The 18,937-nt window shown below is 72.4% G+C and carries 15 protein-coding genes; 13 read left to right on the top strand and 2 right to left on the bottom strand.

The window, feature by feature from the left end:
* Nucleotides 1-13: 13 nt before the first annotated feature.
* Nucleotides 14-1,396 (bottom strand): FAD-binding protein, encoded by a 1,383-nt coding sequence (locus ACZ4YL_RS38230; RefSeq protein WP_468122872.1) that lies wholly within the window; start codon nt 1,394-1,396, stop codon nt 14-16.
* Between the two features lie 300 nt (nt 1,397-1,696).
* Nucleotides 1,697-3,526 (bottom strand): glycoside hydrolase family 15 protein, encoded by a 1,830-nt coding sequence (locus ACZ4YL_RS38225; protein WP_301372030.1) that lies wholly within the window; start codon nt 3,524-3,526, stop codon nt 1,697-1,699.
* 446 nt (nt 3,527-3,972) lie between these two features.
* Between ACZ4YL_RS38225 and ACZ4YL_RS38220 the strand changes: the two genes are divergently transcribed.
* From ACZ4YL_RS38220 to ACZ4YL_RS38160, 13 genes are all read left to right on the top strand, one after another.
* Entirely contained in the window at nt 3,973-5,625 is a 1,653-nt protein-coding gene (locus tag ACZ4YL_RS38220; RefSeq protein WP_052875776.1) for a CTP synthase, read from the top strand.
* Nucleotides 5,626-5,708: 83 nt separating this feature from the next.
* Nucleotides 5,709-6,344, top strand: coding sequence for an NUDIX domain-containing protein (locus tag ACZ4YL_RS38215; protein WP_468122887.1), 636 nt, complete (start codon nt 5,709-5,711; stop codon nt 6,342-6,344).
* A gap of 318 nt (nt 6,345-6,662) precedes the next feature.
* The gene (locus ACZ4YL_RS38210; RefSeq protein ID WP_468122870.1) at nt 6,663-8,651 is read left to right on the top strand and encodes a tetratricopeptide repeat protein; all 1,989 of its coding nucleotides are present in this window, start codon (nt 6,663-6,665) and stop codon (nt 8,649-8,651) included.
* Nucleotides 8,652-8,803: 152 nt separating this feature from the next.
* Nucleotides 8,804-9,919 carry an alanine dehydrogenase gene (gene ald / locus ACZ4YL_RS38205; RefSeq protein WP_468122869.1) on the top strand — a complete coding sequence of 372 codons (1,116 nt, stop codon included), beginning with the start codon at nt 8,804-8,806 and terminating at the stop codon, nt 9,917-9,919.
* Between the two features lie 368 nt (nt 9,920-10,287).
* Entirely contained in the window at nt 10,288-11,406 is a 1,119-nt protein-coding gene (locus ACZ4YL_RS38200; RefSeq protein WP_468122868.1) for a ParA family protein, read from the top strand.
* Nucleotides 11,391-11,912 (top strand): hypothetical protein, encoded by a 522-nt coding sequence (locus ACZ4YL_RS38195; RefSeq protein WP_468122866.1) that lies wholly within the window; start codon nt 11,391-11,393, stop codon nt 11,910-11,912. Before ACZ4YL_RS38200 ends, ACZ4YL_RS38195 begins: the two co-directional genes overlap by 16 nt.
* A 355-nt stretch (nt 11,913-12,267) precedes the next feature.
* Nucleotides 12,268-13,338, top strand: a complete 1,071-nt coding sequence (locus tag ACZ4YL_RS38190; RefSeq protein WP_468122865.1) for a segregation and condensation protein A — start codon at nt 12,268-12,270, stop codon at nt 13,336-13,338.
* A complete protein-coding gene (gene scpB / locus ACZ4YL_RS38185; protein WP_301372043.1) occupies nt 13,335-13,970 on the top strand; it encodes an SMC-Scp complex subunit ScpB in 636 nt (211 codons plus the stop codon). The genes ACZ4YL_RS38190 and scpB overlap by 4 nt, the downstream gene beginning before the upstream one ends.
* The gene (locus ACZ4YL_RS38180; RefSeq protein ID WP_468122864.1) at nt 13,970-15,376 is read left to right on the top strand and encodes a pseudouridine synthase; all 1,407 of its coding nucleotides are present in this window, start codon (nt 13,970-13,972) and stop codon (nt 15,374-15,376) included. The genes scpB and ACZ4YL_RS38180 overlap by 1 nt, the downstream gene beginning before the upstream one ends.
* A gap of 144 nt (nt 15,377-15,520) precedes the next feature.
* Nucleotides 15,521-16,129, top strand: coding sequence for a nicotinamide riboside transporter PnuC (gene pnuC, locus ACZ4YL_RS38175; RefSeq protein ID WP_468122863.1), 609 nt, complete (start codon nt 15,521-15,523; stop codon nt 16,127-16,129).
* On the top strand, nt 16,126-17,205 hold the full coding sequence (locus ACZ4YL_RS38170; protein ID WP_468122861.1) for an AAA family ATPase: 1,080 nt from the start codon (nt 16,126-16,128) through the stop codon (nt 17,203-17,205). Before pnuC ends, ACZ4YL_RS38170 begins: the two co-directional genes overlap by 4 nt.
* The gene (locus ACZ4YL_RS38165; protein ID WP_468122860.1) at nt 17,202-17,930 is read left to right on the top strand and encodes an NUDIX hydrolase; all 729 of its coding nucleotides are present in this window, start codon (nt 17,202-17,204) and stop codon (nt 17,928-17,930) included. Before ACZ4YL_RS38170 ends, ACZ4YL_RS38165 begins: the two co-directional genes overlap by 4 nt.
* Entirely contained in the window at nt 17,927-18,937 is a 1,011-nt protein-coding gene (locus tag ACZ4YL_RS38160) for an ADP-ribosylglycohydrolase family protein (protein ID WP_468122859.1), read from the top strand. The genes ACZ4YL_RS38165 and ACZ4YL_RS38160 overlap by 4 nt, the downstream gene beginning before the upstream one ends.

Genomic DNA, 18,937 nt, shown 5'->3' with positions numbered 1-18,937 from the left:
ACCGTGCCCATCGTCAGGTGGGCCGGATGTTGTGGTTGAAGCGGAAGATGTTGTCCGGGTCGTACTGCCGCTTCAGCGCGCCCAGCCGCTGCATGTTCTCGCCGCCGAGGCCCGAGACCACCCGCTCCACGCCCTCGTCCCCGGTGAAGTTGAGGTAGACCGCGCCGGTGCTCCACGGCCGGGCGTCGGCGCGGACGTCCTTGACCCACTGCCGGCAGCGCTCGTCGTCGGCCGCGTCCTCCCAGATCCCGAACGGGTGCACCACCCACGGCGAGTCGCGGTACGGCACCGGGTAGTCGGCCGGGCCGGAGGCGATGGCGCCGCCCTGCGGGAAGACCAGGTGCTGGGTGCCGGTCGGTACCGGCATGGCCTCGGCGCGGGCGCAGAAGACGTCCACGAACGCGTCGGGACAGCCGGTGAGGTACTCGGCCGACCAGTAGTTCCGCATGCCCGGCGGGTCGTCGATCATGCACTGGAGATCGGCGTACGGGATGGCCGTGACGATCTCCGACTCGTGGGGGATCGCCAGCAGCGGCTCGGCCAGTTTCCGCATCTCGTCCTCGGGGCCCGCGTACGTCAGCAGCGCCCCGGCCAGCAGCCGGCCGACCAGGTGCGCCGGGACGAACTCCTCGGGCGGGCCGGTGAGGTAGAGCGCGGCGCCCGAGGCCTCCGGCGGTGCGGCCTCGATGACGTCCCGGTACGTACGGACCACCTCGGGCCCGCGCTCCGGCAGGTACAGCAGGAACGCGATCGACATGTCGGGCAGTTCGTACAGCCGCAGGGTCAGCGAGGTGGCGACGCCGAAGTTCCCGCCGCCGCCGTGCAGCCCCCAGAACAGCCCCGGATGCTCCTCCGCGGTCGCGTGGATCAGCTCGCCCTCGGCCGTGACCACGTCCACGCCCAGCAGGTTGTCCACGGCCAGGCCGAACTTCCGGTCCAGCCAGCCGCTGCCGCCGCCCAGGACGTAGCCGCCGACGCCGGTGGTGGAGGCCCGGCCGCCGGTGGTCGCCAGCCCGTACGGCTCGCAGGCCCGGTCCAGGTGGCTCATGGTGGCCCCGCCCTCGATGTGCGCGGCCCCGGCCGCCGGATGGACCGTCACCTCGTGCATCCGCCGCAGGTCCACGACGAGGCCGCCGTCGTTGAGGGACATCCCGGCCACGCTGTGCCCGCCGCCGCGCACGGCGATGTTCAGGTCCAGTTCCCTCGCGAACCGCACGGCGGTCACCACGTCCGCCGTGCTCTCGCACTGGGCGATGACGGCGGGTCTGCGGTCGATCATCGCGTTGAAGAGGGTCCGGGCCTCGTCGTACCCCGGGTCCTCCGGGGCGAAGACCTCGCCGGACAGATCCTCGCGGAGCGCGGTCAGGGCCGCGCCCGCCTTCGACAGGGGAGCCATGGCTGCCCCCTTCCACCGGAGGGAGGGCATAGGACCCTTCCAGGGTAGGCGCGAACGATCACCGGGGCGCGGCGAAAAGATCCGCGCCCCGGGCGAGTCGCCCGCAGCCGAGCCGGCCCAGGCCGGCTCTTTCGACCTAAGGGCTGTCCCGCAATCCCCGGTGGATCAGCGCACGGCGTCAGATGCGGTGCATCGCAAGGCGGAGGGGCGTCCTCATACTGGGCGTATTCGGGCGTTCCGACAACGCGGCGAGGTGCCGTAGCTGACGTCGTGCGCCCGCCGGGGATTGCGGGACAGCCCTTAGCCTCCGTACGCCCCGCTGGCCGTCAGCCGCAGGGCCGTGTCGATCAGCGGAACGTGGCTGAAGGCCTGCGGGAAGTTCCCGACCTGCCGCTGGAGCCGCGGGTCCCACTCCTCCGCGAGCAGACCCAGGTCGTTGCGGAGCGACAGCAGCCGCTCGAACAGCCGCCGCGCCTCGTCCACCCGGCCGATCATCGCCAGGTCGTCGGCCATCCAGAACGAGCAGGCCAGGAAGGCCCCCTCGTCGCCCTCCAGGCCGTCCACGCCGGCCTCCTCGCCCGCCGTCGGGTAGCGCAGGATGAAACCGTCGGGCGTGGACAGCTCGCGCTGGATCGCCTCGATGGTGCCGATGACCCGCTTGTCGTCCGGCGGCAGGAAGCCCATCTGCGGAATCAGCAGCAGGGAGGCGTCCAGCTCCTTCGACCCGTACGACTGGGTGAAGGTGTTGCGCTCCTTGTCGTAGCCCTTCTCGCACACGTCCTGGTGGATCTCGTCCCGCAGCTCGCGCCACCGCTCCAGCGGGCCGTCCGCGTCCCCGCTCTCGATCAGCTTGATCGTGCGGTCCACGGCCACCCAGGCCATCACCTTCGAGTGCACGAAGTGGCGGCGCGGGCCGCGCACCTCCCAGATGCCCTCGTCGGGCTGGTCCCAGTGGGTCTCCAGGTAGCGGATCAGTTTGAGCTGGAGCAGCGAGGCGTAGTCGCTGCGGGCGAGCCCGGTCATGTGGCCCAGGTGCAGGGCCTCGGTGACCTCGCCGTACACGTCGAGCTGGAGCTGGCCCGCGGCGCCGTTGCCGACGCGGACCGGGCGGGAGTTCTCGTAGCCGGGCAGCCAGTCCAGCTCGGTCTCGCCGAGCTCCCGCTCGCCCGCGATCCCGTACATGATCTGCAGGTTCTCCGGGTCGCCGGCGACCGCGCGCAGCAGCCACTCGCGCCAGGCGCGGGCCTCCTCGCGGTATCCGGTGCGCAGCAGCGAGGAGAGGGTGATGGCCGCGTCCCGCAGCCAGGTGTAGCGGTAGTCCCAGTTCCGGACCCCGCCGATCTCCTCGGGGAGGGAGGTGGTGGGCGCGGCGACGATCCCGCCCGTGGGGCCGTACGTGAGGGCCTTGAGGGTGATCAGCGAGCGGATCACGGCCTCCCGGTAGGGCCCGTGGTACGTGCACTGCTCGACCCACTCGCGCCAGAACTCGGCGGTCGACTCCAGGGCCGCCTCGGCGTCGGGGGTCTCGGGCGCGTCGCGGTGCGAGGCCTGCCAGCTGATGCTGAAGGCCTTCCGGTCGCCGGGGCCGACGGTGAAGTCGGAGTACGTCGTCAGGTCCTTGCCGTAGGTCTGCGCGTCGGCGTCCAGCCAGACGGAGTCGGGGCCGGCCACGGCCACGGTGCGCCCGTCGACCTTGTGCACCCACGGCACGACCCGCCCGTAGCTGAAGCGCATCCGCAGGGCCGAGCGCATCGGCACGCGCCCGCTGACGCCCTCCACGATGCGGATCAGCTGCGGCGCGTGATCCTCACGGGGCGGCATGAAGTCGATCACGCGGACCTTGCCGCGCGGAGTGTCCCACTCCGACTCCAGCACCAGCGAATCACCGCGGTAGCGGCGGCGGGTCGCACGCGGGGCCTCGGTGCCCGCCGGGAACGACGGGCCGATCCGCCAGAACCCGTGATCCTCGGTGCCGAGAATGCTCGCGAACACGGCGTGCGAGTCGAAGCGTGGCAGGCAGAGCCAGTCCACCGCTCCGTCCCGACAGACCAGTGCCGCGGTCTGCATGTCCCCGATCAGTGCGTAATCCTCGATGCGCCCGGACACGTGCATCTCCAGTCGAACGGCCACGTCCGCCCCGAAGGGCGCTTGCATTGCGCGGTTGCGCGGTCTCCTGTGTGCAGGGATCTCCGCGTGAGCCCATGATTCCGTATATCGGCTCGGTTAGGCCGTCTGACGGACTGCCCGGCGGTGATGTGTGCAATATCCGAGCAGGATATGACGGCACCCTAGTGATCTCCGTGAGCCTGTGGAGAATGCGGTTGGGCCGAACGGGTGAGCAGCGGCGATGCCGCCCCGGCGCACTTCGGCGCCCCCGGACCGAGCGCGCGCGCCGCGTGCCCGGAGGCGGACCGCTCCGGGCGCTGATAGGCTGGTACCCCGTGGACCGGTGGTCTGCCTGTGCGAATCAGGAGCCCCGAAACCGCAGCTTCGGCGCCCCCTGAGACCCTTCCGGATCGAGGGTGGCCGGCGCCGGACGCACCTCACCTCGCGACCACGGGAGCCCCCTCTTGGCGATGCCGCCCAAATCCATGACGACCAAGCACATCTTCGTCACCGGGGGTGTCGCTTCCTCCCTCGGCAAGGGCCTGACGGCCTCCAGCCTGGGTGCGCTGCTGAAGGCGCGCGGTCTGCGGGTCACGATGCAGAAGCTCGACCCGTACCTGAACGTCGACCCCGGCACGATGAACCCGTTCCAGCACGGCGAGGTGTTCGTCACCAACGACGGCGCCGAGACCGACCTGGACATCGGCCACTACGAGCGCTTCCTCGACGTCGACCTCGACGGCTCGGCCAACGTCACCACCGGCCAGGTCTACAACACGGTCATCGCCAAGGAGCGCCGCGGCGAGTACCTCGGTGACACCGTGCAGGTCATCCCGCACATCACCAACGAGATCAAGCACCGCATCCGCCGCATGGCGACCGAGGACGTCGACGTCGTCATCACCGAGGTCGGCGGCACCGTCGGCGACATCGAGTCGCTGCCGTTCCTGGAGACCGTCCGCCAGGTCCGCCACGAGGTCGGCCGCGACAACGTCTTCGTCGTGCACATCTCGCTGCTCCCCTACATCGGCCCCTCCGGTGAGCTCAAGACCAAGCCGACCCAGCACTCGGTCGCGGCCCTGCGCAACATCGGCATCCAGCCCGACGCCATCGTGCTGCGCGCCGACCGTGACGTCCCCACCTCCATCAAGCGCAAGATCTCGCTGATGTGCGACGTGGACGAGGCGGCCGTGGTCGCGGCGATCGACGCCAAGTCGATCTACGACATCCCGAAGGTGCTGCACACCGAGGGCCTGGACGCGTACGTCGTGCGCAAGCTCGACCTGCCGTTCCGCGACGTCGACTGGACGGTGTGGGAGGACCTGCTCGACCGGGTCCACAACCCCGACCACGAGGTCAAGGTCGCGCTCGTCGGCAAGTACATCGACCTGCCCGACGCCTACCTGTCGGTGACCGAGGCGCTGCGCGCCGGCGGTTTCGCCAACAAGGCCCGGGTCCAGATCAAGTGGGTCACCTCCGACGACTGCAAGACCCCGGCGGGTGCCGCGGCGGTGCTCGGCGACGTGGACGCGATCTGCGTGCCCGGCGGCTTCGGCGACCGCGGCGTCAACGGCAAGGTCGGCGCGATCACCTACGCCCGCGAGAACAAGATCCCGCTGCTCGGCCTGTGCCTGGGTCTGCAGTGCGTGGTCATCGAGGCCGCGCGCAACCTCGCGGGCATCGAGGACGCCAACTCCACCGAGTTCGACGCCTCCACCCCGCACCCGGTCATCTCGACCATGGAGGAGCAGCTGGCCTTCGTCGAGGGCGCGGGCGACCTGGGCGGCACCATGCGCCTGGGCATGTACCCGGCCAAGCTCGCCGAGGGCTCCATCGTGCGCGAGGTCTACGGCGACCAGGCGTACGTGGACGAGCGCCACCGGCACCGCTACGAGGTCAACAACGCCTACCGCGGCGAGCTGGAGAAGAAGGCGGGCCTCGTCTTCTCCGGCACCTCCCCGGACAACAAGCTCGTCGAGTACGTCGAGTACCCGCGCGAGGTGCACCCCTACCTGGTGGCCACCCAGGCCCACCCGGAGCTGCGCTCGCGCCCGACGCGCCCGCACCCGCTCTTCGCCGGCCTGGTGAAGGCGGCCGTGGAGCGGCAGCAGTCCGCGAAGTGAGAGCCTGACCGCATAACGTAGGCAGCCGGGGCACGGATCGTGTCCCGGCTGTCGCGTTCTCGGGGAAGGTATCGGCCATGGCCATGGGCAACGACATCGTGGACACACCGGAGTCGTGGGAGGTCGTCGCCTCCCGGACCCCGTTCGAGGGCGCGAAGACGGCCGTGAAGTCGGACCAGGTGCGGATGCCGGACTCCTCGGTGGTGCGCCGCGACTACCAGGTGCACCCGGGCTCGGTGTGCGTCCTCGCCCTCGACGAGGAGCAGCGGGTGCTGGTCCTCAAGCAGTTCCGCCACCCGGTGCGGCACCGGCTGTGGGAGCTCCCGGCCGGACTGCTGGACGTACCCGGCGAGAACCCGCTGCACGCGGCCCAGCGGGAGCTGTACGAGGAGGCGCACGCCAAGGCGGGCGAGTGGCGGGTGCTGGCCGACTTCTTCACCTCGCCCGGCGGATCCGACGAGGCCGTCCGGATCTTCCTCGCGCGGGATCTGGCGGAGGCCGAGGGGGAGCGGTACGCGGTCTCCGAGGAGGAGGCGGACATGGAGATCGCCCGGGTCCCGCTCGCGGACCTGGTCCACGGAGTGCTGGCGGGTGAGCTGCACAACCCGGGGCTGGTGACCGGGGTACTGGCCCTCGCGGCGGCCCTCGCCTCCGAGGGCGGCATCGATGCCCTGCGCCCGGCCCTCGCCCCCTGGCCGGCCCGCCCTTACGAGGCTTAGCGGGGGTCTTGGCGATCAGGCCGGGTTCGCGGGGTCTGGTGCCGCACCTCGCCGCGTTGTCCTCGGTCGGCGACGCTCCGCGTCGCCTCCCTCGTCCGCCTTGCGATGCACCAGACCCCGCTCACTGATCCGGCCTGATCGACAAGACACCCCCTGGAGGTGTCCGCGGGGCGCCGGCCGAGCGCGCCGCGCGAGCGGGGCGTGAAAAATAGGTCCATCTGCTGATCCGATTGGGGGATTTGCCCGCCGCGCTCCACCCGGGTCGTCGCTCTGCGTGAACTACGCTCGCAATCCGGTGGCAGGGAGAGGAGCGGATCCGTGGCGGATTTCGTCGGGCGGCGGCGTGAGCTCAAGGAGCTGCGCGAGGACATCGCGCGAACCGGGCTCGACACCCTCTCCGGCCGCAAGGCCAAGGCGCCCCGGGCCCGGGTGCTGCTCGTCGCCGGGCGGCCCGGCTCCGGGCGCACGGCCCTCGCCGAGGCCTTCGTGCACGAGGTCGCCGAGGAGTACCCCGACGGAGTCGTCCGCACCCGGCTCACCGCCCCCGGCGGGGAGACCGTGGCCACCGAGCGGGCCGTCCGGAGCCTGCTGGAGGGACTGGGGCGGCCCACCCCGCCGGGGGCCGGTGAGGACGAGCTGAGCTCCGCCCTGCGCACCGCCCTCGAAGGCCGCCGGGTCATCATCCTGGTCGACGACGCCGCCGACCCCGAGCAGGTGGACGCCCTGCTGCCGGACACCCCCGAGTGCCTCGTCGTGGTCACCGCCGAGGGGCCGCTCACCGGGATCCCCGACGTCCGGCCCTGCACCCTCGGCGGGCTCGACACCCCTTCCGCCGTGGAGCTGCTCGCCCAGCGCATCGGCGACACCCGGGTCACCGCCGACCCCCGGGCCGCCGAGGCCCTCGCCGAGGAGTGCGGGGGCCAGCCCGCCGCGCTCGTCCTCGTCGGCGGGTGGCTCGCCGCCCACCCCAAGGCCTCCGTCGCCGACGTGGCCAAGCAGCTCCACGACATGCCCGCCACCACCGGCGGCCCGCTCGCCCGCGGCTTCCGGCTCGTCTACGAGTCCCTGCCGCAGCCCGCCCAGCGGACCCTGCGGCTGCTGCCGCTCGCCCCGGCCGGCATCGTCGACTCGCACACCGCCTCCGCCCTGGCCGGCTGCTCCGTGGCCGCCGCCCAGTCCACCCTGGACGACTTCGCCGGGCTGGGCCTCGTCCGCCCCTCCCGCGACGGCCTCTTCCTGCTGCCCGGCTGCCTCGCGCCGCTGCTCCAGGCCCTCCTGGAGGCCAAGGAGCGCCCCGCCGAGGTCCAGCTGGCCCGGGCCCGGATGCTGGAGCGCACCGTACGGCTGCTGCACTCCTGCCGGGCCATGGCCGAGGCGGGGGAGCCCGGGGTGGACGCAGCCGTCGACGACGGCCTCCGCGAGCTGCTGGACGGCCTGCCGCGCGCCCTGCGGTTCCCCGACCGGCGGGCCGCCGCCACCTGGCTGGACACCCGGCTGCCCGCGCTCACCGCGGCCGCCTCCCTGGCCGTGGCCGACGGGGAGCTGGACACCCTGGCCCGCCGGCTGGTCGCGGCCCTCGTACGGGCACTGGCGGACCACCGGGGGACGGCCGGGGCCGCGCCCGAGCTGTACGGGCTGCACCGCCTGGTCCTGGACGTGGCCGAGCGGCGCAACCTGCGCCGGGAGCAGGCCGCAGCGCTGCTGAACCTGGCCGACCTGGACGCCGAGACCGGCCGGACCCAGGACGCCCTGGAGCGCTACCGGGCCGCGCTGGACGCCGGACGGGCGGCGAACGATCCGTACGCGACGGGCCGCGCGATGGAATCCGTAGGCGGCGCCTACCAGGAGCTGGCGGACTGGCACCGGGCCTCCGACTGGTTCGGCCGGGCGCTCTCCCAGGCCCTCGCACGGGGCGAGCGCGCGGACGAGGCCCGGCTGTACGGGCGGCTCGGGAACGTCCACACCTACGCGGGGCGGTACGGGGACGCGCTGCGCAGCTGGCGGGCGGCCGCCGCGGGCTACCGGAAGCTGGCCGATGTCCCCGGTCAGGCAAAGGCGTTGAGCGAGATGGCGCGGGTCCAGGAGTACGCCGGCCGGCCCGAGGAATCGCTGCACACCTGCCGCGAGGCGGTGGAGCTGGCCCGCAGGGCCGGCGACCAGCGACTTCAGGCCGCACTGCAGGTCCGGCTGGCCGACACGCTGGACAGACTGGGGGACCCCGCAGCTGCCAGGCTGCACCGCTCCGCAGCCGACAGATTGCTGGGAGATGACCCCGCAGCCTGCGAAATCCGTAGTGCTTCCGACTGAGATTATTGCTTTGCAAGGCTAGACAGCGCGTCGTCCTTCATTAGACTGGGTTCACCGCGGCTTCCCGTGGTGCATCCCGTTGCGCGTTCTTGTGGGCGGGTATGTATGGAAGTGCCCCGTAAATCCCCCTGAGCCAAGGACCGTGATCGACGATGAAGGTCGGCATCCCCCGCGAGGTCAAGAACAACGAGTTCCGGGTCGCCATCACGCCCGCCGGCGTGCATGAGCTGGTCCGCAACGGCCACCAGGTCTTCATCGAGCAGAACGCCGGTGTGGGTTCCTCGATCACGGACGCCGAGTACGTCTCGGCCGGCGCCGAGATCCTCGGTACCGCGGACGAGGTCTGGGCCACCGCCGACCTGCTGCTCAAGGTCAAGGAGCCCATCGCGGAGGAGTACCACCGCCTCCGCAAGGACCAGACGCTCTTCACCTACCTGCACCTCGCGGCCTCCCGCGAGTGCACGGACGCCCTGCTGGAGTCCGGCACCACCGCCATCGCCTACGAGACGGTCGAGCTCGCCAACCGCGCGCTTCCGCTGCTCGCCCCGATGTCCGAGGTCGCGGGCCGCCTGGCCCCGCAGGTCGGCGCCTACCACCTGATGCGCTCGGCCGGCGGCCGTGGCGTCCTCCCGGGCGGTGTCCCCGGCACCCACGCCGGCGAGTGCGTCGTCATCGGCGGCGGCGTCTCCGGCTGGAACGCCGCGCAGATCGCCATCGGCATGGGCTTCCACGTGACCCTGCTCGACCGCGACATCAACAAGCTCCGCGAGGCCGACAAGATCTTCGGCACGAAGATCAAGACGATCGTCTCCAACGCCTTCGAGCTGGAGAAGGCCGTCGTCGAGGCCGACCTCGTCATCGGCGCGGTGCTGATCCCGGGTGCGAAGGCCCCGAAGCTGGTCACCAACGAGCTCGTCGCCAAGATGAAGCCCGGAAGTGTCCTTGTCGACATCGCGATCGACCAGGGCGGCTGCTTCGAGGACTCCCGTCCGACCACTCACGCCGAGCCGACCTTCACGGTCCACAACTCGGTCTTCTACTGCGTCGCCAACATGCCGGGCGCGGTTCCGAACACCTCCACCTACGCGCTGACGAACGCGACGCTGCCCTACATCGTGCAGCTCGCCAACCTCGGCTGGGTCGAGGCGCTGCGTCGTGACGCCGCGCTCGCGCTGGGCCTCAACACCCATGACGGCCAGGTCGTTTACGGCCCCGTCGCCGAGGCCCACGGCCTTGAGACCCTTGAGCTGGGCACGCTGCTCGGCTGACACGTCAACGACTGACGTCAATCTCACGTATCCGGCCGGACCTTGCCCGCAAGGTCCGGCCGGGCGTGTTTGCGGGCTGCCCCGGGACCCCGCTCAACTCGCCTCGAACGTAACCCTTTAACCCTTTCGCGCACCCGCGAAACTTCGCAGCGACAGCTCGTGCGCCCTTGACAGAGTGGTGTTCGGTTGCCGACACATCGTGCCGGGTCCGGCGGATTGTGTTGCCGCTGGGCGGTGACACGCCATAGAGTCGCCAACCGTCGGCATGGTGCCACGCTGACCTATCGATAAGTGTCCTGGTCACGTCCGAGGAGGTAAGACGACTTGTGAATGAGTCGACATTTGCTCCTGGGGGTGGTCGAGCAGGGATGCCTGAGCGGGGCCAGGGCCCTACCGGGCTCGAAGCTGTCGGCTCCGTCGCAGTACGCACCTTCGCAAACCACCAGCACATGACGACGCCCCAAAAGAGCATGGACGGCCTAGACGTGAACTCCAGGGCCGGCGACCTGAGCGGCGAAAAGCCCGTGGGTTTCGCCGACTACGACAATGTGCCCGAGGGGCACTTCTACGACCCCGACGCGGAGTACGAACCGGACCCCGAGTACGCGGCCACTCTCGCCCCCGACGCTGCCCGTCAGCGCCGTGAGCGGATCGGCCCGACCGGACGCCCGCTTCCGTACTTCCCGATCCCGGGTCCGCTGACCGACCACGGTCCGGCGAAGATCATCGCGATGTGCAACCAGAAGGGCGGCGTGGGCAAGACCACGTCGACCATCAACCTGGGTGCCGCGCTCGCCGAGTACGGGCGCCGCGTGCTGCTCGTCGACTTCGACCCGCAGGGCGCGCTGTCCGTGGGTCTCGGCGTGAACCCGATGGAACTCGACCTGACGGTCTACAACCTGCTCATGGAGCGGGGCATGTCGGCCGACGAGGTGCTGCTCAAGACGGCGGTCCCCAACATGGACCTGCTGCCGAGCAACATCGACCTGTCCGCCGCCGAGGTGCAGTTGGTCAGTGAGGTGGCGCGCGAGTCCACCCTGCAGCGGGCCCTGAAGCCCCTGCTGCCCGACTACGACTACATCGTGATCGACTGTCAGCCCTCGCTCGGTCTGCTGACCGTGAACGCCCTGACGGCGGCTCACAAGGTCATCGTCCCGCTGGAGTGCGAGTTCTTCGCGCTGCGCGGCGTGGCGCTGCTGACCGAGACCATCGAGAAGGTGCAGGAGCGGCTCAACCCCGAGCTGGAGCTCGACGGCATCCTCGCCACGATGTACGACTCCCGTACGGTGCACAGCCGTGAGGTGCTGGCGCGCGTCGTCGAGGCCTTCGACGACCACGTCTACCACACGGTCATCGGCCGCACGGTGCGCTTCCCGGAGACCACGGTCGCCGGTGAGCCGATCACGACGTACGCGTCCAACTCCGTCGGCGCCGCCGCCTACCGCCAGCTGGCCAGGGAGGTGCTCGCCCGGTGTCACGCCGAGTGAGTCTGCCCGGAGCCGACGAACTGTTCCGTACGACCGGGGGGATGGCGCTCCAGTCGTCCTCACCGCGGCGCGGGGTCGAGGAGACGCCCGCCGCGGAACACTCGGCCACTTCGGCCGAGGGCGCGGCGGGTGAGGGCCGCGGCCGGGAGGCCGCGGACTCCGGCGGGCCCGTCGTGGGGCAGCCCAGGCGGCCGCAGGAAGGTTCTGCCGGACCGGCCGGCGTCGTGGGGTCCGCCCCGGCCGGCGCGGGCCGCCGGGGCAAGGGGCAGGGCCGGGGTGCGAACCGGCGCCCCAGCGGCCGTGAGCGCCACGACGAGAAGATCACGGTCTACGTCTCCGCCGAGGAGCTCATGGACCTGGAACACGCGCGGCTGGTGCTGCGCGGGGAGCACGGACTGGCGGTGGACCGGGGCCGCATCGTCCGCGAGGCGGTCGCGGTCGTCCTGGCCGATCTGGAATCCCGCGGCGACGCGAGCATCCTCGTACGGCGCCTGCGCGGCCGCTGACCGCCCTGCGGGCCCGCTCTCCCGGCGCCCCAGCCCGTCCGGGCCGCCGGCGCGTCGCTGCTGCTCGGCCCGCGGTGCGCTTTCCCGGAGCCCGGAGCCCGGAGCCGGGACCCGGCGGCCGTCCGCCCGGCGGCCGGGCCTCCGGGCGATCTGCGGCCCGGTCCCCCGGAACTCCGCCCCGTCGCGGGGAGCCGCCCGCACGGGGCTCCGTACGGGCGGGGAGCGCCGGTCCGGCGGTGAGGCGCCGTGCCGGGCGGTGGTCCACCGGGGAGCGCGGGGGAGCCCGTAGGCTGCTGGTGGCCGCGGCCACGGCGCCCGGCCCTCCACGCCGCCCCGATGCACCTCCTGGACCGCGATGCCCTTCCCCGCCGAATCCGGCCGACCGACCCGGCGCGTCCTGGGGCGTGGCCCCGGCGCTCCCGACGCGGCCCGGCAACCGGACGCGCGCGACGGGGGAGCGGGCCCAGAGGCCCCTGAGGCGCCCGCTGCGCGCCCCGCGCCGACGGCGGGCGGTACCCGGCCGGAACGTTCCCCCGGGCCCGCAGACGGGCAGCAGCAGCCCCCTGAGTCCCACCCGGACCCGGAGGCCGGGGCGGCCGTACGCCCGCCGACCGCGCCCCCCGCGGGCGGCGACGGGCGGTTCACCCTGCGGCTCGCCAACTTCGAGGGCCCCTTCGACCTGCTGCTCCAGCTGATCTCCCGGCACAAGCTCGACGTCACCGAGGTCGCGCTGTCCAAGGTCACCGACGAGTTCATGGCGCACATCCGCGCCATGGGGCCCGACTGGGACCTCGACCAGACCACCGAGTTCCTCGTCGTCGCCGCCACCCTCCTCGACCTGAAGGCCGCCCGGCTGCTGCCGGTCGCCGAGGTCGAGGACGAGGCGGACCTGGCCCTGCTGGAGGCCCGGGACCTGCTCTTCGCGCGCCTGCTCCAGTACCGCGCGTACAAGCAGATCGCCGAGATCTTCGAGCGGCGCGCGGAGGCCGAGGGCAGGCGGTACCCGCGGACGGTCGGGCTGGAGCCGCACCACGCGGACCTGCTGCCCGAGGTCGTCATCAGCATCGGGCCGGAGGGGTTCGCCCGGCTCGCCGTGAAGGCCATGCAGCCCAAGGCCAAGCCCCAGGTGTACGTGGACCACATCCACGCCCCCCTGGTCAGCGTGCGCGAGCAGGCCGGTCTGGTGGTGCGGATGCTGAAGGCGCGCGGGGAGGCCACCTTCCAGGAGCTCACCGAGGACGCGGTGGACACCCTCACCGTCGTCGCGCGCTTCCTGGCCCTGCTGGAGCTCTACCGGGAGAAGGCGGTCGTCCTCGACCAGGAAGAGGCCCTGCAGATCCTCACCGTGCGCTGGAGCGGCGGGGACGGCGACGGCATGCCGACCGTGACCGACGAGTTCGACCAGATCGTGGAGGCGAAGGATTGAACGGCGACGTGAGCGCGGTGGCCGCGCTGGAGCTGAAGCCGGCCCTGGAGGCCGTACTCATGGTCGTGGACGAGCCGGCCACCGAGGCGCACCTGGCCAAGGTGCTGGAGCGCACCCCGCGCGAGGTCGGGCAGGCGCTGCGGGAGCTCGCCGACGAGTACACGGCCGCGCGCCGGGGCTTCGAGCTGCGGCTGGTCGCCGGCGGCTGGCGGTTCTACACCCGGGCCGCGTACGCGCCGGCCGTGGAGGGCTTCGTACTGGACGGCCAGCAGGCCCGGCTCACCCAGGCGGCCCTGGAGACCCTGGCGGTCGTCGCGTACCGCCAGCCGGTCAGCCGGTCGCGGGTCTCGGCGGTCCGCGGAGTCAACTGCGACGGGGTCATGCGGACCCTCCTCCAGCGGGGTCTGGTGGAGGAGGCGGGGACGGAACCCGAAACAGGTGCGATCCTGTACAGGACGACGAACCACTTTTTGGAGCGGATGGGCCTGCGCGGCCTTGACGAGCTCCCGGAGCTCGCGCCCTTCCTCCCCGAGGCGGAGGCGATCGAAGCCGAGACGCAGGAAGGTGTTCCGTCGTTCGATCCGGACGCACCGGACACAGATGCAGACGACGACAAGACGACGGAACTTTGATGCGAAGCAGCGGCAACGGCAACGGTGGCGGCAACAGGAACAGCGGCGGCGGCGGCGGTGGCGGCGGGCGCGGTAACTCCCGCGGCGGCTCCTCCAGCGGCGGCGGTGGCTACCGCGGGAGCGGCTCCGGCGGTGGCAGCGGCTCCGGCGGCTCCCGCGGCGGCAGCTCCGGCGGCGGTTACCGGGGTGGCAGCTCCGGCGGCTCCGGCGGCGGCTCCCGTGGAGGCAGCTCCGGCGGCTCCCGCGGCGGCTACCAGGGCGGCGGCTCCCAGGGCGGCGGCTCCCGCGGCGGCAGCTCGGGCGGCGGCTACCAGGGCGGTGGCGGCTACCAGGGCGGCGGCTCCGACTCGCGCGACCGCGACCAGCCGGCCCCCCGCATCCGCAACCCGCGTCCCGAGGAGCGCCGCTACGACGTAGGCCCCGAGGGCGAGCGCAGCGGACGCAGCGGCCCCAAGGCGGGCGGCGGCGGTGCCCGCGGCGCCGCGGCGCGCGGTGGCGCCAAGGGCGGTCCCCGGACCTCCAAGACCCCCGGCATCGGCGGCGCCGGCGGCCCGCGCAGCGGCCCCGGCAGCCGCAGCGGCCAGTCCCGCCCGCGCGAGCTGGACGCGCGGATCGAGGAGCGCGTGCGCGACCGGTACGCCGACAAGCCCGTGGTCAAGACCCCGAAGACCTTCCCGGGTGCCGAGGAGGAGGGTGAGCGTCTGCAGAAGGTGCTCGCCCGCGCCGGCATGGGTTCGCGCCGCGCCTGCGAGGAGCTCATCGAGCAGGCCCGCGTTGAGGTCAACGGCGAGATCGTGCTGGAGCAGGGCAAGCGCGTCCTGCCGAAGGACGAGATCAAGGTGGACGGTTTGACCGTCGCCACCCAGTCGTACCTGTTCTTCGCGCTGAACAAGCCCGCCGGTGTCGTCTCCACCATGGAGGACCCGGACGGCCGTCAGTGCCTCGGCGACTACGTCACCAACCGTGAGACCCGTCTCTTCCACGTCGGCCGGCTCGACACCGAGACCGAGGGCATCATCCTGCTCACCAACCACGGTGAGCTGGCCCACCGCCTCACGCACCCGAAGTACGGCGTGAAGAAGACGTACGTGGCGGCCATCACCGGCCCGCTGCCGCGCGAGATCGGCAAGCGGCTCAAGGACGGCATCGAGCTGGAGGACGGCTACGCCCGCGCCGACCACTTCCGCGTCGTCGACCAGGTCGGCAAGAACTACCTGGTCGAGGTCACCCTCCACGAGGGCCGCAAGCACATCGTCCGCCGCATGATGGCGGAGGCCGGCTTCCCGGTCGAGAAGCTCGTCCGGACCTCCTTCGGTCCGATCGAGCTGGGCGACCAGAAGTCGGGCTGGCTGCGCCGCCTGACCAACACCGAGGTCGGCATGCTGATGCGCGAGGTCGGTCTCTAGAACGCAGGCCGGCCGCCGCGCAGGCGGCCGGTCCGATCACAGAAAACCCGCGGTGCCCCAGGGCGCCGCGGGTTTTCTGCTTGTCGGGGACCCCGATCACTGTTTATAGTCAATCTGACCATTAAACAGTCCGAGGGGGTCGTCATGAGCTGGACCATGAGCTGGACCGAAGTGCTGGGCTTCGCCACCGGCGCCCTGTGCGTCTGGCTGGTCGCCCGGCAGCACGTCGCCAACTGGCCGATCGGGATCGCCAACAACGTCTTCTTCATCGTGCTCTTCGCCCAGGCAGGCCTCTACGCCGACGCCGGGCTCCAGATCGTCTTCATCGCCCTCGCCGCCTACGGCTGGTGGTCCTGGACCCACGGGGGTGGACCAGGATCCGCCGAGGCCCTGCCGGTGCGCCGCACCACGCGCACCGAATGGGCCGCGCTCGCCGCGGCGGGGGCGGTGGGGGTGCTCGCGCTCACCCTGCTGCTGAGCCGGGCCACCGACTCCACCGTCCCCTTCTGGGACGCGGCCACCACCGGGCTCTCGCTCCTCGCCACGTACGGGCAGTGCCGCAAGCTCGTGGAGTCCTGGTGGCTGTGGATCGCCGCCGACCTCGTCTACATCCCGCTCTACGCGCACAAGGGGCTCTACCTGACCTCCGCGCTCTACGTGGGCTTCCTCGCCCTGTGCGTCGTCGGACTCCTCGGCTGGCGGCGCACCCTGCCCGCGCGGGACGCCCGTACGGCGGCGGAGGCGACGGCATGAGGCGCCACGGGCACGGCCTGGTCCTCGGCAAGTTCTATCCGCCGCACGCCGGGCACCACCACCTCGTACGCACCGCCCAGGACCAGTGCGAGCGGCTGACCGTGCTGGTGTGCGCGGCCTCCGTCGAGTCGGTCCCGCTCGCCGACCGGGTCGCCTGGATGCGCGAGGCGCACCCCGGGGCCGAGGTCGTCGGCGCGGTCGACGACATCCCGGTCGACCTGCACGACCCGGAGATCTGGGAGGCGCACATGGCCGTCTTCCGCGGCGCGGTCCCCGGGCGGGTGGACGCCGTGTTCACCTCCGAGGAGTACGGCAGCGAGCTCGCCCGGCGCTTCGGCGCCGAGGAGGTCCTCGTGGACCGGGAACGGACGCTGTTCCCGGTGTCCGGTACGGCGGTACGCAAGGACCCGGCCGGCTCCTGGGAGTTCCTCGGGCCGGCCGTCCGCGCCGCCCTGACCCGGCGGGTCGTCGTCCTCGGCGCGGAGTCCACCGGGACCACCACGCTCTCGCGGGCCCTGGCGGACCACTACCGGCGGCGCGGCGGCGTCTGGGCCAAGACGGGCTGGGTCGCCGAGTACGGGCGCCGGTACAGCGAGGAGAAGCTGGCGGCGGCCCGCGCCGCCGACCCGGCGGCCTCCTGGACGGACGTGTCCTTCACCTCGCAGGAGTTCCCGGTCATCGCGCGCCGCCAGGACGCGGACGAGGAGCACGCGGCCCGGCTCGGCTCCCCGGTGCTGTTCTGCGACACCGACTCCTTCGCGACCGCCATCTGGCACGAGCGGTACATGGGCGGCCGGAACGCGGAGGTCGAGCGGATCGCCGACGTCACCCGGCGTGACCTGTACCTGCTCACCGACCACGCCGACGTGCCCTTCGAGGACGACGGACTGCGGGACGGGCCACAGCTGCGGCCCTGGATGACCGAGCGGTTCCGGGCAGAACTGGAGCGCACCGGGAGACGTTTCCTCGTCGTGCGCGGGGACCGGGCGGCCCGGCTGGAGGCGGCCGTCCGGGCCGTGGACGGACTGCTGGCCGAGGGCTGGCACTTCACCGACCCCCTTCCGGAGCACCGATGACCGCCGGCTATGACCCGTACGCCTTCGAGCCGTTCGCGGTGACCGTCGACCTGGCCGTCTTCACCGTGCGCGGCGGCGCCCTGCACGTCCTGCTGATCCGGCGCGGCCAGGAACCGTACGCCGGGTCCTGGGCGCTGCCCGGCGGGTTCGTACTGCCGCGGGAGTCCGCCGAGACCGCCGCCCGGCGCGAACTGGCCGAGGAGACCGGCCTGCCGGACCGGCTCGTGGCCGCGCTCCACCTGGAGCAGCTGCGCACCTACAGCGAACCGGACCGCGACCCCCGGATGCGGGTGGTCTCGGTGGCCTTCACCGCCCTCGTCCCCGACCTGCCGGAGCCGGCGGCCGAGGGCGGCGGGGACGCGGCGCACGCGCGCTGGACCGCGCTGGACGAGGTCTCGGAACTCGCCTTCGACCACGCGGTGATCCTTGCGGACGCACGCGAGCGGATCGGCGCCAAGCTGGAGTACACCTGCCTGGCCACCGGCTTCTGCCCGCCCGAGTTCACCCTCGGCGAGCTGCAGTCCGTCTACGAGACCGTCTGGAACACCACCCTCGACCGCCCCAACTTCCGCCGCAAGGTCCTGGCGACGCCGGGATTCGTCGAGGCCGTACCGGGCGCCGCCCGGCTCACCGGCGGCCGCGGCAAACCGGCCGCCCTCTACCGGCCCGGTCCGGCGACCACCCTCCACCCTCCCCTGCTGCGACCGGAAGGATCCCCCCGATGACCAAGCGAGCCGCGACGGGCGCCCTGATCGGCCTGGCCCTGGGCGATGCCCTCGGCTTCCCGACCGAGTTCAACGACGTGCCCTCGATCCTGGCCAAGACGGGCCCCTGGCGCGAGATGAGCCTGCCGCGCCCGGCGATCGTCACGGACGACACCCAGATGACCCTCGCCCTGGCCCGCGGCATGCGTACGGCGGCCGAGCGCGGCCCGGTCGGCCCGCTGCGCCTGACCCGGCCGGTCCGCGAGGAGTTCGTCGACTGGTACCACTCCCCGGAGAACAACCGGGCCCCGGGCCGCACCTGTATGACGGCCTGCCGGCTGCTCGACACCCCGGACCGGGACTGGCGCGACGCCAGCCAGATCGGCTCCAAGGGCTGCGGCGCCAACATGCGGGTGGTCCCGGTCGGGCTGGTGCCGGACTGGACCGAGGAGGAGCGGGCCGGCGCCGCACAGCTCCAGTCGGCCCTCACCCACGGACACCCGACGGCGCTCGCCGCCTCCGACCTGACCGCGCGGGCGGTGTACCTGCTGGCTGGGGGCACCGAGGTGACCGGGCTCGTCGGACGGCTGCGCTCCTACGCCCTGGAGAACCGCACCCGCTACCACGAGCGCTGGCTGGGCGACCTGTGGATGCGGACCGCGTCCGACGCCTCCCCGGAGTCCTTCATCGCGCGGGGCTGGGACGAGTGCCTGGCGGTCCTCGACCGGCTCGCGGCCGCCCTGCGGTCCCCCTCCCCGGAGACCGACCCCTGCCTGACCACGGGCGAGGGCTGGATAGCCGAGGAGGCCCTGGCCACCGCCCTGCACTGCTTCCTGCTCTTCCCCGACGAGCCGCTGACCGCGCTGCGCCGGGCCGCCTGCACGCGCGGCGACTCCGACTCCCTCGCCTGCCTCGCGGGCGCCTTCGCCGGAGCCCACCTCGGCGCGGACGTCTGGCCCCGCGAATGGGAGGGCCGCATCGAGTACCGGGACGAACTCCTGGCCTTCGGCACCCTCTGGGACGCTTGA

It is taken from the genome of Streptomyces sp. NPDC030021 (assembly GCF_055574035.1).
This window is presented reverse-complemented; position numbering and strand designations above follow the sequence as displayed.

Coding starts and splice junctions, on each gene's coding strand:
- ACZ4YL_RS38190 (WP_468122865.1), top strand. CDS start 12,268: ATGCCCTTCCCCGCCGAATCCGGCCGACCGACCCGGCGCGTCCTGGGG.
- ACZ4YL_RS38215 (WP_468122887.1), top strand. CDS start 5,709: ATGGGCAACGACATCGTGGACACACCGGAGTCGTGGGAGGTCGTCGCC.
- ACZ4YL_RS38220 (WP_052875776.1), top strand. CDS start 3,973: ATGCCGCCCAAATCCATGACGACCAAGCACATCTTCGTCACCGGGGGT.
- ald (WP_468122869.1), top strand. CDS start 8,804: ATGAAGGTCGGCATCCCCCGCGAGGTCAAGAACAACGAGTTCCGGGTC.
- ACZ4YL_RS38165 (WP_468122860.1), top strand. CDS start 17,202: ATGACCGCCGGCTATGACCCGTACGCCTTCGAGCCGTTCGCGGTGACC.
- ACZ4YL_RS38160 (WP_468122859.1), top strand. CDS start 17,927: ATGACCAAGCGAGCCGCGACGGGCGCCCTGATCGGCCTGGCCCTGGGC.
- ACZ4YL_RS38180 (WP_468122864.1), top strand. CDS start 13,970: ATGCGAAGCAGCGGCAACGGCAACGGTGGCGGCAACAGGAACAGCGGC.
- ACZ4YL_RS38230 (WP_468122872.1), bottom strand. CDS start 1,396: ATGGCTCCCCTGTCGAAGGCGGGCGCGGCCCTGACCGCGCTCCGCGAG.
- ACZ4YL_RS38170 (WP_468122861.1), top strand. CDS start 16,126: ATGAGGCGCCACGGGCACGGCCTGGTCCTCGGCAAGTTCTATCCGCCG.
- ACZ4YL_RS38200 (WP_468122868.1), top strand. CDS start 10,288: ATGCCTGAGCGGGGCCAGGGCCCTACCGGGCTCGAAGCTGTCGGCTCC.
- pnuC (WP_468122863.1), top strand. CDS start 15,521: ATGAGCTGGACCATGAGCTGGACCGAAGTGCTGGGCTTCGCCACCGGC.